The sequence below is a fragment of the Cobetia sp. QF-1 genome (assembly GCF_002213105.1).
In the GTDB taxonomy this organism is placed as follows: Bacteria; Pseudomonadota; Gammaproteobacteria; order Pseudomonadales; family Halomonadaceae; genus Cobetia; species Cobetia crustatorum.
In genome coordinates this window covers 124,122-139,394 of record NZ_NBVS01000006.1, presented here as the reverse complement: position 1 = coordinate 139,394, position 15,273 = coordinate 124,122, and the positions used below count along the sequence as shown (strand labels likewise).

Below are 15,273 nucleotides of genomic sequence, written 5' to 3'. Positions count from 1 at the left end.
GACTTGTCCAAGCCGAGCGGAAACCCCCATGCAGTATCGAGACTTACGCGATTTCATCGCGGCGCTGGAAGATAAGGGTGAACTCAAGCGAATCAGTGTTGAGGTTGACCCTTATCTGGAGATGACCGAGATCTGTGATCGCACCCTGAAGGCGGGTGGGCCGGCGTTGCTGTTCGAGAACGTCAAGGGTCATACCATGCCGGTGCTGGGCAACCTGTTCGGTACAACGCGGCGCGTGGCGCTGGGCATGGGGCAGGAGTCAGTCGAGGCATTGCGTGAGGTCGGTGAGTTGCTGGCCTTCCTCAAGGAGCCGGAACCGCCCAAGGGGTTCCGTGACGCATGGAACAAGCTGCCGATCTTCAAGCAGGTAATGAGCATGGGCCCCAAACGGGTCAAGCGCGCACCTTGTCAGGAAGTCGTACTGGAGGGCGATGATGTCAATCTCGACATGATTCCTATCCAGCATTGCTGGCCGGGCGACGCTGCACCGCTGGTGACCTGGCCGCTGGTCATCACGCGTGGGCCGCACAAGGAACGTCAAAATCTCGGCATCTATCGTCAGCAGAAGATAGGCAAGAATCGTCTGATCATGCGCTGGTTGGCACATCGTGGTGGCGCGCTGGACTTCCGTGAATGGCAGAAGGCACATCCCGGGGAGCCCTTCCCGGTAGCCGTGGCACTGGGGGCGGATCCTGCGACGATTCTGGGCGCCGTGACGCCGGTGCCTGATTCGCTCTCTGAGTACGCTTTTGCAGGTCTGCTGCGCGGTTCGCGTACCGAGTTGGTCAAGTGCGAGTTGTCGGATCTCGAAGTCCCGGCGAGCGCCGAAATCATTCTTGAGGGCTTCCTCTATCCGGATGACATGGCGGCGGAAGGTCCTTACGGTGATCATACCGGCTACTACAACGAAGTGGAGAGCTTCCCTGTCTTCACTATCGAGCGCATTACTCATCGGCGTGATCCCATCTATCACTCCACCTATACCGGGCGTCCGCCTGATGAGCCGGCGATTCTTGGCCTGGCGCTCAATGAAGTCTTCGTGCCGATTCTGCGTAAACAGTTCCCCGAGATCGTCGACTTCTATCTGCCACCGGAAGGCTGCTCTTACCGCATGGCGGTCGTGACGATGAAGAAGCAGTATCCCGGCCACGCCAAGCGCGTGATGATGGGGGTCTGGAGCTTCCTGCGTCAGTTCATGTACACCAAGTTCGTGATCGTGTTGGATGACGACGTGGATGCCCGTAAGTGGGAGGATGTCATCTGGGCAATCACCACGCGCATGGACCCGAGCCGTGATACCGTTCTGATCGACAATACGCCGATCGATTATCTCGACTTTGCCTCTCCTACTGCGGGGTTGGGCTCCAAGATGGGCATGGATGCCACCAACAAGTGGCCGGGTGAGACGGATCGCGAGTGGGGCGAACCCATCGTGATGAGCGACGAGATCAAATCCCGTGTCGATGAGCGTTGGGAAAGTCTGGGCATTCTGGACTGATACCCCTTTCTTCTATCGGCACTTACGCATACACCCTGTCGCTGCGCGAGTACGTGGTGTCAGGCTTCGGACAACAAGAGGATACGATGACGGCGCGGACCCTGACCTGTCATGTCGAGAGTGTGGAAGATCTGACCCCGGACGTGTTTCGTGTGCGTTTTGCCGCACGTCCCGAGGCTCTGGCGCATGCGCCAGGCCAGTATCTCGAGATGAAGCTCGATGACACCACTTGGGTACCGTTTTCCATCGCCAATGCTGCCAGTGACGATGGTGTGCTCGAACTGCATATCCAGCACTGGCCGGAGCGCAGTAACTCGGCACGACTGCGCTCGTTGCTGGTTGCAGCCAATCAGTTGGAGTTACGGCTGCCGAACGGTGAGTGCTTTCTCGATCTCGAGGATCCGAGCCCGATCGTGCTGATTTGTGCCGGCACCGGTTTTTCCCAGATGCATGCCATGCTGCAGGCTGCCTTCGCGCGTGGCCTGACACAGCCTATTGAGTTGTGGTGGGCCGCGCGTGAGCGTCGTGACTTGTATCTGGAAAGCGCGGCGCTCAATTGGGCCACCAGTCAGCCCAATTTCCGCTATATCCCGGTGTTGGAAGAGGCGCCAGCACTTGGTGATGCTCATCATCAGGCACTGGAAGCCGCCGGCGTTGAGCCGGGCTTCACAGGCCATCTGGGGCGTATCGATGCCGCACTGAGTGAGCATGCTGGCAGCATGGCCGGTAAGCGGGTGTATCTGTCTGGTTCGCCGGGCATGGTGTACGCCTGCGTTGATGCACTGACGCCCTTGGGTGTCGAAGCCGAAGCGCTGAGTTCTGATGTGTTCAGCTACGCACCACGCGTGCCGCTGGTTGATCCGGTGCTTGCATCTGCTTGAGGGCTTGAAGGAGGCCAGAGGATGAGCCAGTCCCCGATTCTGATTACTGGAGGCGCTCAGCGACTAGGTCGCTATTGTGCCGAGCGGCTGGTGGATGATGGCCATTCAGTCATCATCAGCTATCGCCGGGAGCGTGATGAGCTGGAAGCGTTGCGAGCACTTGGCGTGCGTACTGTGCAGGCGGACTTTTCCAGCGAGACCGGCATTCAGGCGTTTATTGCGGCGGTTCGAGAACTGACACCGACACTCAGAGCCATCGTGCACAATGCCAGCGATTGGTTGCCGGACACCGGTGGAGAGGCGGCAGGAAGTAATTTCGAGCATCTGTTCCGTGTTCACATGCAGGCGCCGTATCTGATCAATCTGGCGCTGCGCGATCTGCTCGAAGCAGGTGTCGAGTCGCAAGCCGACATCATTCACATGAGTGATTTCGTGGTGCAGAAGGGCTCAAGCCGGCATGCTGCCTACGCCGCGAGCAAAGCAGGTCTTGAGAACCTGACGCTATCGTTTGCGGCCATGTTTGCCCCACGCATTCAGGTCAATACGATTGCGCCAGCATTGATCATGCTCAAGCCTGACGACGACGATGACTATGCCGAACGGGCGAAATCCAAGTCACTGATGCAGAGCGTGCCGGGGCCGGGTGTGATCTGGCAGGCGATGCGCTACCTGCTCGACAGCCACTATGTGACGGGTACCACCATGCCGGTAGATGGAGGTCGTCACCTCAAGTGATGGGGCTTTTGACCAATGATGCCTCTGGCATCGCTTGCGCCAGAAGGCTAGCCAGATGATGCACAAAAAAATGCCCCTGCTTTTCAGCGGGGGCATTTTCGTTGATGGCATATCGCGCTGCGACCTGTCATCTACAGGATATGACGCCCTTCGACAGCAGTGAACTGACCCTTCTTGAGCGTCGGTCCCATCTGCTTGCCAGAGGGGGCGCCGCCCGGGTTTTCCAGCGTGATCACGAGATCACTGTCAGGGAAGGCCGCGAGATATTCCTTCGGCACTTCCACCTTCATGGAGCCGGAGTGCGGCAGGATGCCCAATGACATGGGCTTCTCGCCATCCTTGGTCATCAGCCAGAGTTCGCAGACCTTGCCAGGGGCGGGAGCATTGGGGCTCACGGCCTGCACCATCATCTCGCCCGAGTGAGACGCATTGACGATCCAGCCAGGGCTGCTGTCAGGATTGCTGACCACGAACACATAGTCGCTCTCCATGCTCTCGTTCTGTCCGAGACTGAAGGTCAGCGTTACGGCGAGCGCTAGACTGAATGCCGTGGCCGTCATGCCTTGCCAGAGGCCAAGGCGACGCCACCACGGCTGGCGGGCTGTACCGGTCGCCTCGGCGATGCCTTTCCAGACACTGGCAGGGGGCGCAATGGGTGTCAGCTGCTCGTTGAACACGTTCAGGTGTTCACGCCAGCGTTCAACGTCGCGTTGTACATCGTGACTGACTGACAGCAACGACTCAAATGCAGCGCGTTCGTCACGTGTCAGGGTACCGAGCGCGTACTCTCCCGCTGCGGCTTCGCGCAGATGGGGATCGCTCAGATCAAATGACTCATGCATGTCTTCAACCTCTCGAGTCCACGTCGGACCCAGCTCTTGACGGTGCCTAAGGGCTGGTCCAATTGATTGGCAAGATCCTGGTGAGTTAGCCCTTCGAAATAGGCTAATTCCAGGGCGCGGCGCTGATCTTCATTCAGCTCGGCCAAGCATTGATGGAGTTCACCACTATGCTGGGCCAAGTCGACATCTGCCTCGATATCACTGAGCCCTGGCATGGCGGCGATCAATTCATCGCTGTCATGCTCGCTAGGGCGCTGTCGACGAATCCAGTCGATGGCGATATTGCGAGTCATGGTGCCGAGCCAAGTCATCGGTCGAGCGCGACTGGCGTCGTACTGGCCTGCTGCCGCCCATATCCGGATGTAAACCTGCTGAAGACAGTCCTGCGCTGATGCCTCATGTCTCAAGATACGCAGCAACTGAGCGTATAGATGCGCACTGGTAGCTCTATAGAGTCGATCCAGTGCTTGGGCATCCTGCCGGGCACATCCCAACAGATACTCTACCAGTGCATCATTTCGGGAATCCTGCATGCATGCATTCCAAGCTGTGGGCGCGGTGCCAGGCACCGCTGGATGAATGCGTGTTGCCAGTCATGACTAGCAGCGGCAACCAATGATTATACTGATGCATATCTAAGCCGATAGTCTCCCTTACGCCAAGCTGGCAACGAATAGTTGCCTGATCACGCTTGCGCACGACGGTTCTGGATGCAAGGATAGAGATCTCGCACTTCATGCGTTACGTTATTGGTATAATGTCACTTTATTGTTGTTAATGGATACTGGCCTTGCCCATGAACCACCCGATATCTTCCAGCTTGCGTTCTGCCACTGTCTGCCCTTCGGGTCAGGTAGCCAGCAGTACGTGTGCTGCGGATTATTGGTATTGGTTTATACAGGGGCGCGCCTGAGGTTACGGCGCGCCTGTCTTGTACGGGCTGCCACCACCTTGAGAAACCCCCGGTCGCAGTCACGGCCGGGGGTTTTTGCATTTATGGCCCGGCCAACTTGTACGATAAGAGGCGCAGTCTCGGGACTGGCAGGTCAGCAATCGCGACACGAATGATCGCAGTTTGAATGAACAGAGGAATTTCCATGCGCACCACGACCACATTGACTCGCTTTATCCTCGCTTCCTTACGGGTCGTGCATGGTTATTGGCGCTGGCGATTTAGTGGCGTCCTGTCTCTTGCCGCTGTCACCGCGGGACAGGGCGATATCCACCGGAGTGACATGTCGCGAAGTCCCTGTTTGCCAGACTGAATATTGTGTGATGAAGCAGGTGCTTCATCACCGGAGATAAAGATCATGAATGCCAGCCTTGAACGTGTCCTGACTGCTAACGACCTTTCCGAGAATGAGACCGAGAACGCTACTGTGACGATCCCTGATGCCCGCTCGATACCTTCTCTGACTACTGGACGCATCAGTCGCGAAGCCTTGCCCAGTGCCGCTGAACTGCGAGTGACTCTGCCAGTCAGTGCGACGTTGAACGCCGAGATTTGCCAGCATCGTGCCGAAATCAATGCCATTCTCGCCGGTGAGGATGACCGCATGTTGGTCGTCGTGGGCCCGTGTTCGATCCACGACATGAAGGCTGCACGTGAGTACGCTGCTCGCCTGGTGGCCATTGAGCCTCAAGTACGGGATCGCCTCAAACTGGTGATGCGTGTCTATGTCGAGAAGCCGCGCACGACCGTGGGATGGAAGGGACTGGCCTACGACCCGCATCTGGACGGTAGCGATGATATGGCCGCGGGCCTTCACCAGGCGCGCCAGCTGATGCTGGAAATCAATCAGATGGGCCTGCCCGTCGCGACCGAGCTACTGCAGCCGCTGACGGCTGCTTACCTGGAAGATCTGTTGGGCTGGGCCGCTATCGGTGCTCGTACCACCGAGTCCCAGGTTCACCGTGAGATGGCCTCTGGTCTTGGCTGCGCAGTGGGCTTCAAGAATGGCACCGATGGTGGAGTCGAGGTGGCAGTGCAGGCGATTGGCGCCGCTGCCCATGGTCATCGCCACTTCGGCATGGACGACGATGGCCGTCCGGCCTTGATCGAGACCGCCGGCAATCCGCATACACATGTCGTGTTGCGCGGCGGTCACGGTCAACCCAACTATGACGCCGAATCCGTCGCTGCCTGCCGCCGTGAACTGGAGAGCGCCGGCTTAACGCCGCGCCTGATGGTGGATTGCAGCCATGCGAATTCGCGCAAGGACCACCGTCGTCAGAGTGAAGTGATGCTCGACGTGCTGGCGCAGCGCATGCAGGGTGATGATGCGTTGATTGGCGTAATGCTCGAGAGTCATCTCAATGAAGGCAAGCAGGCGCTACCAGCCGCCTCACGCTTGTCTCAGCTACGCCATGGCGTGTCAGTCACCGATGCTTGCCTTGGCTGGGAAACCACCGAACACTTGCTGACGCTGGCGGCGGAACGGCTGCGTAACGTCTGACTCTGGTCAGCAGATTTCGTCATGGCCTACAGTGCTCGATAGAGCGACGATAACTCGCAAGACCTTCTCTATCCCTGACGCCCAGTGGCTTTTCGCCACTGGGCGTTGTTGTTTCTGAGGGGCTGCCTTGGCCGCGTCACATGAATGTCATCCGGTTCGCGTATCACTTCTGTGGTCTTTGGCATGCGATTAGCTGCCATGTCCCAGAAGAATCACCCGCCACCTGACCCGGGAAATATTCATGAGCAAGGAAATTGAAGATCATCGTCTACTGAATGCCAGTAGCAATGAGCCGTTTTCATCTGTCATCGAAAAGCATGTCTCTCGCCGTAATGTGTTGCAGGGCGGCCTGGGCATGGCGGCTGTCAGCGTCTTGGGAGGCTTTGGTCTTGCCGGTGTCAGTGGTGCTGCCCATAGCGATGCCAGCAAGCAGAAGACGCCCGTAGCTGAGAAGACACCACTGACCCTAGCCTTCGAATCCATCAATGGCTCGCGCACTGATGCCTTCGTGGTACCCGCTGGTTATACCGCTCAGGTGCTTGCACCGTGGGGCACACCGCTCAATGACGCTGCGCCGCATTGGCGTGAAGACCTGGCGCTGACGCCCGAGATTCAGGCCAACAGCATTGGCATGCATCACGATGGCATGCACAATTTTTCCCTGAGCGCCGCGACAGCCTCCAGTCATTTTCTGCTGGTAATGAACAACGAATACATCGATCAGGACGCATTGTGGGCACCGAAGGGCGGCGCGACCAACGCCGAGACAGGCAAGCGTCCGGCCGATGAAGTGCGCACCGAGATCAATGCGCATGGTGTGTCCGTCGTCGAGATCAAGAAAGATACGGCCGGCACGTGGAGCGTCGTCACAGATTCGAAGTATAACCGGCGCATCACCAGCGCCAGCGAGATGAAATTGAGCGGACCGGTGGCAGGCAGTGATTACGTCAAGACGCTCTTCTCGCCGGACGGCATGTTGGCGCGTGGCACCAATAACAACTGCGCCAATGGCTATACGCCGTGGGGCACCTACCTGACCTGTGAAGAGAACTGGCCGGGTTATTTCGTCAAGCGTGACAATCGCCAGCAGGATGATGATCGTATCGGCATTGAGCTTGAACGTGGACGTTATGGCTGGGAAACGGCAGCTGGGGATACCAGCGAGATCAATGGTGAGTTCGCGCGTTTCGACAATACTCCCACCGCTGACAGCGCCGACAAGGATTATCGCAACGAGCCACGCGCCTTCGGCTATATCGTCGAGATTGATCCCTACACCGGCGAGAAGGCCGTCAAGCGTACCGCACTGGGACGTTTTCGGCACGAAGGCTGCTGGCCGGGCAAGCTGGTCGAGGGTCAGCCGGTCGTCTTCTACTCCGGCCACGACTCCCGCAACGAGTACATCTACAAGTTCGTGTCGGATGTCGTCTGGAATGCCGCGGATGCGCATGTTGCCGGTGAGGTGAAAGACCGCCTGGCGATCGGCGACAAGTACATGGACAAGGGCACGCTGTATGTCGCCCAATTTGCGGCAGATGGCACGGGCAAGTGGTTGAAGCTGGTGCCGGATTCCGTCACCAGAGATGGCCGTACGCTCGCCTCGGCGCTGAATCTGGCCACTGATGACCTCGCTGGTATCATTATCAATACCGCCGATGCAGCAGACCTGATGGGGGCAACGCCGATGGACCGCCCTGAATGGGGCGCTGTCGATCCGGTCTCGGGTGAGGTCTACATGACACTGACCAACAACTCCAAGCGTACCGGGCAAGGCAGTGCCGCGAGCTACACCACCCAAGGCACTGCCATCGAAGCGCCAGGTGTCGGCTTTGAAACCGCCCCGGTTAACGCAGCCAACCCACGTGCAGATAATGAGGCGGGCCAGATCATCCGCTGGCGCGAGTCTGATGCGCACGCCGAGTTTGACTGGGAGATTTTCGTTTTTGGCGCCGCCGCCAGCGATGCTGACAACTTGTCAGGCCTGACCGAGATGAATCAGTTCGCAAGCCCGGATGGCCTGTACTTCGATGAGCGCGAAGGAGGGCAGGGTATTCTGTGGATCGAGACCGATAACGGTTATGAGGGCGTGACAGAAGCCACCAATGATCAGGTGCTGGCGGTTGTACCGGCTGCACTTCAGCAGGCTGAAGGCGATGCAGCCGTGATTGGTGCCGATAACCAGGCGCAACTCAAGCGTTTCGCGGTTGGTCCGAATGCTTGTGAAGTGACTGGAATCTTCGCGACACCCGACAGAACAGCGCTGTTCGTCAACATCCAGCATCCGGGGAACTGGCCGCAGGACGATGATGCTACTGCCGTGACACAAGGGAGCGTGCGTCCGCGTGCATCCACCGTCGTGATTCAGCGCGCTGATGGCGGCCAGGTCGGTGTCTGAGACGCTGGTGGTGTGACGGATCACGCCAGAGTGTCAATGAAGCCCCTGCATCTGTGATGCGGGGGCTTTTTCATGTGTGTCTGTGTCAGACCAGCGCTCATCAAGCGAGCAGAGTCGTGACGAACATCCTGTGTGATGGTGTTGTGCGATGTTGCTCATAACGAAAACGGCCCTCACGCGTTAGCATGAGGGCCGAAAGAGCCGAAAGGGCCGAGAGTGTCGGTGATGGCGGGGAAGAAATAAGAAATCAGGCCTTGGCGGCGTAGGCGAACAATAGCGTTTCTTGCACGCTGATCGGTTCGGCATCACCTGCATCCAGCTGGGTATAATGCCCATCGCTCTCCAGGCGCCAGCTCTGGCAGTTGTCGACCAGATAGGTGTCCAGGTCCTTGCGCACGCGCTGGGCCAGCTTCTTGTCGAGTAATGGGAAGCAGGTCTCGACGCGGTGGAACATGTTGCGCTCCATGAAGTCCGCGCTGGAGCACCAGGTCTCTGGATTGCCTGCATTGTGGAAGTGGAAGGTGCGAGTGTGCTCAAGGAAGCGTCCGATCACTGAGCGTACGCGAATGTTGTCGGAGATGCCCGGTACATCCGGGCGTAGGCAGCACACACCCCGAATGATCAGGTCACACTGTACGCCCGCGCGCGAGGCGCGATACAACGCACGAATCAGCTTGGGCTCGGTCAGTGAGTTGCACTTGACGATGACGTGCGCCCGTTTGCCTTTCTCGGCGTTGCGCGTCTCGCGATCAATCATCTCCACCATGCGCTCATGTAGGGTAAAGGGTGCATGCAGCAGCTTTTCGATCGTGCGCTGCTTACCCATGCCGGTCAGCTGTTGGAAGACCTTGTGAACGTCTTCACACAGCGTCTCGTTGGAGGTCAGCAGGCTGTAGTCGGTATAGAGGCGTGCCGTCTTGGCGTGATAGTTGCCGGTGCCCAGATGTGCATAGTGACGTAACTGACCATGCTCACGACGCACGATATGCAGCATCTTGGCGTGCGTCTTGTAGGCCATCACGCCGTAGATGACGATGGCGCCGGCTTCCTGCAGGCGTGACGCCAGCTGCAGATTGTCTGCTTCATCGAAGCGGGCGCGCAGCTCGATCACGACCGTGATCTCCTTGCCCTGGCGTGCGGCTTCCACCAGTGATGAGACGATGTTGGAATCGGCACCGGTGCGATACAGCGTCTGCTTGATCGCCAACACGTTGGGGTCGCGCGCCGCTTCGGCCAGTAGATTCTCGACCGGCGAGAACGACTGGAACGGGTGATGCAGCAGGATGTCTTCGCGGCGGATGGCATCAAACAGGCTACCGTCGCCCTTGAGCGCCTTGGGAATGCCGGGAGTAAAGGGCGTGTAGAGCAGGTCTTCACGGCCGACATCACCAATCACTTCCATCAGACGATTGAGATTGACGGGTCCCTTGACCTGATAGAGATCACGCAGCTCCAGCTCGAATTGCTTGAGCAGGAAGGTGTAGAGCGTCTCGGGGCAGTTGTCCGCTACCTCCAGGCGTACACCGTCGCCATAGCGGCGTGCCAGCAGCTCGCCACGCAGCGCGGAGGCCAGGTCCGAGACATCCTCTGCATCCACTGACAGATCGGCGTTGCGCGTCAGACGAAACTGATAGCAGCCCTTGATCTTCATCCCCGGAAATAACTCCTGGGCATGCGCGTGGATCATCGACGACAGGAAGACATACTCGGTGTAACCGGCATCGGTGATGGCATCGGGGACGCGGATCAGGCGAGGCAATGAGCGCGGGGCGGGCAGAATGGCCAAGCCGCCTTCACGACCGAAGGCATCTTTACCCTCGAGCTCGACGATGAAGTTGAGGCTCTTGTTGACCAGTCGTGGGAAGGGATGAGATGGGTCGAGGCCTATAGGGCTGATGACGGGCTGAATCTCGTCCTCGAAGTAACTACGCACCCAGGTTTTCTGCTTGGAATTCCACTGATTGCGGCGGCGAAAGCGGATGTGCTGTTCTTCGAGGGCCGGTATCAGCTCCTCATTGAGAATGCGGTACTGGCGCTCCACTTGCTCATGGGTGACGCGGGATATCTCATCCAGCACCTTGCCAGGCAGCAGTCCATCAGGACCGGGGTCAGTACGATCAAAGGCGATCTGATGCTTGAGACCCGCCACGCGGATTTCGAAGAACTCGTCCATGTTGGACGTGAAGATCAGCAGGAACATCAGCCGATTTAGCAGCGGGTGCGAGGTGTCCTGCGCCTGTTCGAGTACGCGGATGTTGAACTGAAGGTTGGACAGCTCGCGGTTGAAGTACAGGGCAGGGTCGGCGAGGTCCGCTTCCGGTGAGGGCGTGACCTTGGCATGAATGCCGGTCCGGGTCCGATTGACGCGCAAAGGAGGAGGCTCAAGCGCTGGCGGCTCATCCGTCGGTAGATCAGACCCGCTGATTTGAATATCGCCGGAAGCTGCCGGTGTGACAGCTTCCGAGTTGCGTGTACTGACCTCTGCCAGAGTATCCGAGGGGTCGTCACGGGTGTGCTTGTGCGTCTGTTCCATCATCAACTCCATGATCCCGGTCAGCCGCAGTCGCCGGGGTTGTCAAAGGCGATTCTTTTCCGCCAATAGCTCGGCAGCCCGGCGGGCAAAGTAGGTGAGAATGCCGTCGGCACCCGCACGCTTGAAGCACATCAGCGACTCGAGGATGACCTTGTCAGCCTCCAGCCAACCATTCTGGAAGGCGGCCATGTGCATGGCATATTCACCGCTCACCTGATAAGCAAAGGTCGGCACCTGCAATTCGGTCTTCACGCGCGTGACGACATCCAGGTACGGCATTCCCGGTTTGACCATCACCATGTCGGCGCCTTCGGCCACGTCCATGGCGACTTCGTGCATGGCTTCATCGCTGTTGGCGGGGTCCATCTGGTAGGTCTGTTTGTCCGCCTTGCCCAGATTGCTGCTGGAACCGACAGCGTCACGGAAGGGGCCATAGTAGTTCGAGGCGTACTTGGCCGAATACGCCATGATGCGCGTATTGATCAGGCCTTCCTGTTCCAGCATGGCACGAATCGAGCCAATGCGACCGTCCATCATATCGGAGGGCGCAATGACATCCGCGCCGGCTTCGGCATGCGACAGCGCCTGCTTGATCAGCGTCTCGACGGTGCGATCATTGAGCACGTAACCATCATCATCCAGGATGCCGTCCTGGCCGTGTGTGGTGTAGGGGTCCAGCGCCACATCGGTGATCACGCCTAACGTCGGCAGCGCTTCCTTGAGGGCACGTACGCAGCGCTGTACCAAGCCTGAGGGGTTGTAGGACTCTTCTGCGTAGAGCGTCTTCGCCTCGGTATCCATCACAGGGAAGAGTGCGATGGCGGGCACGCCTAGTGCGTGCACTTCACGGCATTCCTCAATCAGAAGGTCGATGGACAGTCGCTCGACGCCAGGCATGCTGGGCACGGACTCACGACGTTGTGCGCCTTCCAGCACAAAGACCGGCAGGATCAGGTCATCAGCCGTCAGCTGATTTTCACGCATCAGGCGGCGAGAGAAATCGTCCTTGCGCATGCGGCGCATGCGAGTCGCAGGAAACTGGCGCGGGGTACGTTGGCTCAAGAATCACTCTCCGGGTCGGCTGGTCCGGTCTCGTGATGGACGCTGGCAGTCTAGATTTATAATATTTCAATGATATTACAAGGACGGCCGGTCGATACGGACGGGAAGCAAGGTGCTGGCACAGGGCCAGCGTCGGTGTCTTGAGTATATCAGTGCTATCCGGCTGCGGCAGGGGCGTGGTGTGAGGCACGATGTCGCGTTGGATGTAAGGCTGTGATACATAGCAATGGTACAGCGCAGGATGCAGTGAAATGAGATGACGCGGTCATGGCTTGAGTTGTCGCTGGCCTGCCCATAGTCTTGAGTCATTGGCGCATTGGCATCCTTCACCTGCACGGTTGTCACTGCCCGTTGTTTGAGTATGTCTTTCTGACCTATCCGGCCGCCGCCGGAAACATCTCACCGTCAATGGAGTACCCCATGACCAAGCAGGTAGCCCTGATCCTTTCCGGTTGCGGTGTCTACGATGGCTCCGAAATCTACGAAACGACCTTGACCATGCTGCGCCTCGATCAGTTGGGCATTGTCTATGAATGCTTTGCGCCCGATATCGATCAGCACCATGTGATCAATCATTCCACTGGTGAAGAGATGGACGAGACCCGCAATGTACTGGTCGAGTCTGCACGTCTGGCGCGTGGCAAGGTGCGCCCTCTGGATGAGCTCTCTGTCGATGATTTTGATGCACTGATTTTGCCCGGTGGCTTTGGTGCCGCCAAGAATCTGAGCAACTTTGCTGTCAAGGGTGCTGATTTAGAGGTTGTCGAGGGCCTGCGCGCCGTAGTGCAGCCCTTCCATGAGGAAGGCAAGCCGATTGGTGTGATGTGCATTGCGCCGGTAATGGTGCCGCAGCTGTTAGGGCAGGGCATTTCCGTTACCGTGGGTAGCGATGCCAGTGTCGCAGGTGCCATCAGTGCGCAGGGCGGCTTGCACAAGAGTTGTGAAGTGACGGATATCGTGATCGACGCTGCCAATCGCGTCATTACCACGCCTGCCTACATGCTGGCTGAGCGCATCAGTGAAGCAGCCGAAGGTATTTTCAAGCTGGTGGATCGTATCGATGGCTGGATCACGGATGATCAGGCACGTGAGGCGGATAAGCAGAACTAGCCGCCGGTGAATGGTAACTCGCGTTAACCACTCATGAAGCCAGACACGACTTTCAAGATATAAAACGCAAACACCCCGCCAATGGCGGGGTGTTTGCGTTTGGACGATGCACGGCTAGCTAGCTTGTCGCACGCTTACGATGGTTCTTGTGTGGCATCTTTCGCTGGCAATGCGCGACGACGCTTGAAGAAGCGTGCCGACAGAATGCCCACTTCAAATAACAGCCACATCGGAATCGCCAGCAGTGATTGAGAAATCACATCTGGCGGCGTCAACATCATGCCAACCACGAAGCAGCCGATCACGATGTAGGGACGCTTTTTGCTTAGTGCCTCAACTGACGTGGCGCCTGTCCAGATCAGCAGGAAGGTAGCGATGGGAATCTCAAACGCGACACCGAAGGCGAAGAACAACTTGAGGACAAAATTCAGATATTGATTGATGTCCGTCATGATCGCCACGTTCTCGGGGCCTGTAGTGGTAAAGAACTTGAACAGCAGCGGGAACACCACGTAGTACGCGAAGGCAGCGCCGGCATAGAACAACACAATGCTGGAGGCGAGCAATGGCAATGCCAGTGCTTTCTCGTTCTCGTAGAGTCCTGGTGCAATGAAGGCCCACGCCTGATATAGCACCATGGGGATGGCCAGGAATAGCGCCACCACGAGTGTCAGCTTGAAGGGCGCCAGAAAGGGCGATGCCACTTCGGTGGCGATCATCTGAGACCCTGGCGGCAGCAGCGCCATCAGAGGCTCAGCCACATAGAGATAGATCTGATTGGAGAAGCCATACAGCGCAGCGAACACCACCAATACGACGACGGTGGCACGCAGCAGTCGTGAGCGTAGCTCGATCAGATGCTCGATGAGCGGGGCGTGGACAGTCTCGCCCGTAGAGGACGAACCCGACTCCGGGGCATGCGGATCACTCATCAGGAACGCGGCTCCCGTGACTCACTGGTGATGGATGCGGCGTCCGGCTCACCGTCGGGCTTGCCAGCCCCAGCGGGACGGGAGCTCTCGGGCGTAGGCAGCACGGTAGATGTATTATCGACAGTCGGTGCCTTGTCGACAGCAGAAGCCTTGTCGAGAGAAGGTGCCTTGGCGACAGAAGGTACCGGGTCAGCAGGGGATGTCGGCTGTGTGATGCTGTTCTCCACATCACGTGCTTCATTGCGTGCGTGAGCCAAAGTCTCATCGAGCTGCTTCTTCTGCTCACTGAGCGTCTGGCGCAGCTCTTCGGCTTCCAGCTGAGCACTGATTTCCTGCTGGATACCCGAGACGCTGCGTTTGATGCGGCCCAGCCACAGGCCCGCCGTACGGGCGGCCCGAGGCAGACGCTCCGGGCCGAGCACAATCAACGCCAGCAGCGCGATCAGTGCCAGTTCAAAAAAGCCGATATCGAACATGCGGGTTACGAGCGCTTGTCAGCGGTATCGTGGCTTTTAGCCTCGACATCGATGGTTTCGCCGCGCGACTCTTCATGAGCGACCTTCTGCTGAGCAGCCGTCTCTTCTGATTTTTTCTCTTCTTCCTTCATGGCGCCCTTGAAGCCTTTTACCGCGCCGCCAAGATCCGAGCCGACGTTACGTAGTTTCTTGGTTCCGAAGATCAAGATGATGATGCCGAGGACGATCAGGAGCTGCCAGATACTAATGCCACCTAACATGGGAAGTTCTCCGTTTTGGCCGCTGACACCAGGTCATGAGGCCTTGAGTCTTGCAGGGTGTCATCACCGCTGCCGAGGAGTACGGCTTGCGCC

The 15,273-nt window shown here is 58.2% G+C and carries 13 protein-coding genes; 6 read left to right on the top strand and 7 right to left on the bottom strand.

From position 1 onward, the window contains the following. Nucleotides 1-28: 28 nt before the first annotated feature. The 3 genes from ubiD (at nt 29) to folM (ending at nt 3,114) form a co-directional block, all read left to right on the top strand. Entirely contained in the window at nt 29-1,498 is a 1,470-nt protein-coding gene (gene ubiD / locus CFN46_RS12580; protein ID WP_088743705.1) for a 4-hydroxy-3-polyprenylbenzoate decarboxylase, read from the top strand. An 86-nt stretch (nt 1,499-1,584) separates the two neighbouring features. Beyond that, nucleotides 1,585-2,379, top strand: a complete 795-nt coding sequence (locus CFN46_RS12575; protein WP_024951265.1) for an NAD(P)H-flavin reductase — start codon at nt 1,585-1,587, stop codon at nt 2,377-2,379. Nucleotides 2,380-2,400: 21 nt separating this feature from the next. Next, nucleotides 2,401-3,114, top strand: a complete 714-nt coding sequence (folM, locus tag CFN46_RS12570; RefSeq protein ID WP_088743704.1) for a dihydromonapterin reductase — start codon at nt 2,401-2,403, stop codon at nt 3,112-3,114. Between the two features lie 131 nt (nt 3,115-3,245). Here the strand turns inward: folM and CFN46_RS12565 are convergent, their stop codons facing one another. Both CFN46_RS12565 and CFN46_RS12560 read right to left on the bottom strand, forming a co-directional pair. After that, on the bottom strand, nt 3,246-3,956 hold the full coding sequence (locus CFN46_RS12565) for an anti-sigma factor (protein ID WP_024951266.1): 711 nt from the start codon (nt 3,954-3,956) through the stop codon (nt 3,246-3,248). After that, a complete protein-coding gene (locus CFN46_RS12560) occupies nt 3,935-4,489 on the bottom strand; it encodes a sigma-70 family RNA polymerase sigma factor (RefSeq protein WP_024951267.1) in 555 nt (184 codons plus the stop codon). Before CFN46_RS12560 ends, CFN46_RS12565 begins: the two co-directional genes overlap by 22 nt. A 777-nt stretch (nt 4,490-5,266) precedes the next feature. Between CFN46_RS12560 and CFN46_RS12555 the strand changes: the two genes are divergently transcribed. Then, the gene (locus tag CFN46_RS12555) at nt 5,267-6,412 is read left to right on the top strand and encodes a 3-deoxy-7-phosphoheptulonate synthase (protein WP_088743703.1); all 1,146 of its coding nucleotides are present in this window, start codon (nt 5,267-5,269) and stop codon (nt 6,410-6,412) included. 241 nt (nt 6,413-6,653) lie between these two features. Continuing rightward, the gene (locus tag CFN46_RS12550) at nt 6,654-8,807 is read left to right on the top strand and encodes a PhoX family phosphatase (protein WP_088743702.1); all 2,154 of its coding nucleotides are present in this window, start codon (nt 6,654-6,656) and stop codon (nt 8,805-8,807) included. A gap of 247 nt (nt 8,808-9,054) precedes the next feature. Here the strand turns inward: CFN46_RS12550 and ppk1 are convergent, their stop codons facing one another. Together ppk1 and hemB are read right to left on the bottom strand one after the other, a co-directional pair. Beyond that, nucleotides 9,055-11,340, bottom strand: a complete 2,286-nt coding sequence (gene ppk1 / locus CFN46_RS12545; RefSeq protein WP_024951269.1) for a polyphosphate kinase 1 — start codon at nt 11,338-11,340, stop codon at nt 9,055-9,057. A gap of 42 nt (nt 11,341-11,382) precedes the next feature. Further along, nucleotides 11,383-12,402 (bottom strand): porphobilinogen synthase, encoded by a 1,020-nt coding sequence (hemB, locus tag CFN46_RS12540; RefSeq protein ID WP_088743701.1) that lies wholly within the window; start codon nt 12,400-12,402, stop codon nt 11,383-11,385. A 420-nt stretch (nt 12,403-12,822) separates the two neighbouring features. Between hemB and elbB the strand changes: the two genes are divergently transcribed. Beyond that, a complete protein-coding gene (elbB, locus tag CFN46_RS12535) occupies nt 12,823-13,512 on the top strand; it encodes an isoprenoid biosynthesis glyoxalase ElbB (protein WP_088743700.1) in 690 nt (229 codons plus the stop codon). Nucleotides 13,513-13,646: 134 nt separating this feature from the next. On the opposite strand, the gene tatC is transcribed toward elbB, so the two are convergent. Genes tatC through tatA form a run of 3 tightly spaced genes read right to left on the bottom strand, consistent with a single transcriptional unit; the run spans nt 13,647 to nt 15,180 of the window. Further along, nucleotides 13,647-14,444 carry a twin-arginine translocase subunit TatC gene (gene tatC, locus CFN46_RS12530; RefSeq protein ID WP_024951272.1) on the bottom strand — a complete coding sequence of 266 codons (798 nt, stop codon included), beginning with the start codon at nt 14,442-14,444 and terminating at the stop codon, nt 13,647-13,649. Further along, nucleotides 14,444-14,920, bottom strand: coding sequence for a Sec-independent protein translocase protein TatB (gene tatB, locus CFN46_RS12525; RefSeq protein ID WP_088743699.1), 477 nt, complete (start codon nt 14,918-14,920; stop codon nt 14,444-14,446). Before tatB ends, tatC begins: the two co-directional genes overlap by 1 nt. Nucleotides 14,921-14,925: 5 nt before the next feature. After that, on the bottom strand, nt 14,926-15,180 hold the full coding sequence (gene tatA / locus CFN46_RS12520; protein WP_024951274.1) for a Sec-independent protein translocase subunit TatA: 255 nt from the start codon (nt 15,178-15,180) through the stop codon (nt 14,926-14,928). Between the last annotated feature and the right edge of the window lie 93 nt (nt 15,181-15,273).

Bases quoted from the DNA above. Each gene is read 5' to 3' on its own strand.
- ubiD (WP_088743705.1), top strand. From the start codon at position 29: ATGCAGTATCGAGACTTACGCGATTTCATCGCGGCGCTGGAAGATAAG.
- CFN46_RS12575 (WP_024951265.1), top strand. From the start codon at position 1,585: ATGACGGCGCGGACCCTGACCTGTCATGTCGAGAGTGTGGAAGATCTG.
- folM (WP_088743704.1), top strand. From the start codon at position 2,401: ATGAGCCAGTCCCCGATTCTGATTACTGGAGGCGCTCAGCGACTAGGT.
- CFN46_RS12565 (WP_024951266.1), bottom strand. From the start codon at position 3,956: ATGCATGAGTCATTTGATCTGAGCGATCCCCATCTGCGCGAAGCCGCA.
- CFN46_RS12560 (WP_024951267.1), bottom strand. From the start codon at position 4,489: ATGCAGGATTCCCGAAATGATGCACTGGTAGAGTATCTGTTGGGATGT.
- CFN46_RS12555 (WP_088743703.1), top strand. From the start codon at position 5,267: ATGAATGCCAGCCTTGAACGTGTCCTGACTGCTAACGACCTTTCCGAG.
- CFN46_RS12550 (WP_088743702.1), top strand. From the start codon at position 6,654: ATGAGCAAGGAAATTGAAGATCATCGTCTACTGAATGCCAGTAGCAAT.
- ppk1 (WP_024951269.1), bottom strand. From the start codon at position 11,340: ATGGAACAGACGCACAAGCACACCCGTGACGACCCCTCGGATACTCTG.
- elbB (WP_088743700.1), top strand. From the start codon at position 12,823: ATGACCAAGCAGGTAGCCCTGATCCTTTCCGGTTGCGGTGTCTACGAT.
- tatC (WP_024951272.1), bottom strand. From the start codon at position 14,444: ATGAGTGATCCGCATGCCCCGGAGTCGGGTTCGTCCTCTACGGGCGAG.
- tatB (WP_088743699.1), bottom strand. From the start codon at position 14,920: ATGTTCGATATCGGCTTTTTTGAACTGGCACTGATCGCGCTGCTGGCG.
- tatA (WP_024951274.1), bottom strand. From the start codon at position 15,180: ATGTTAGGTGGCATTAGTATCTGGCAGCTCCTGATCGTCCTCGGCATC.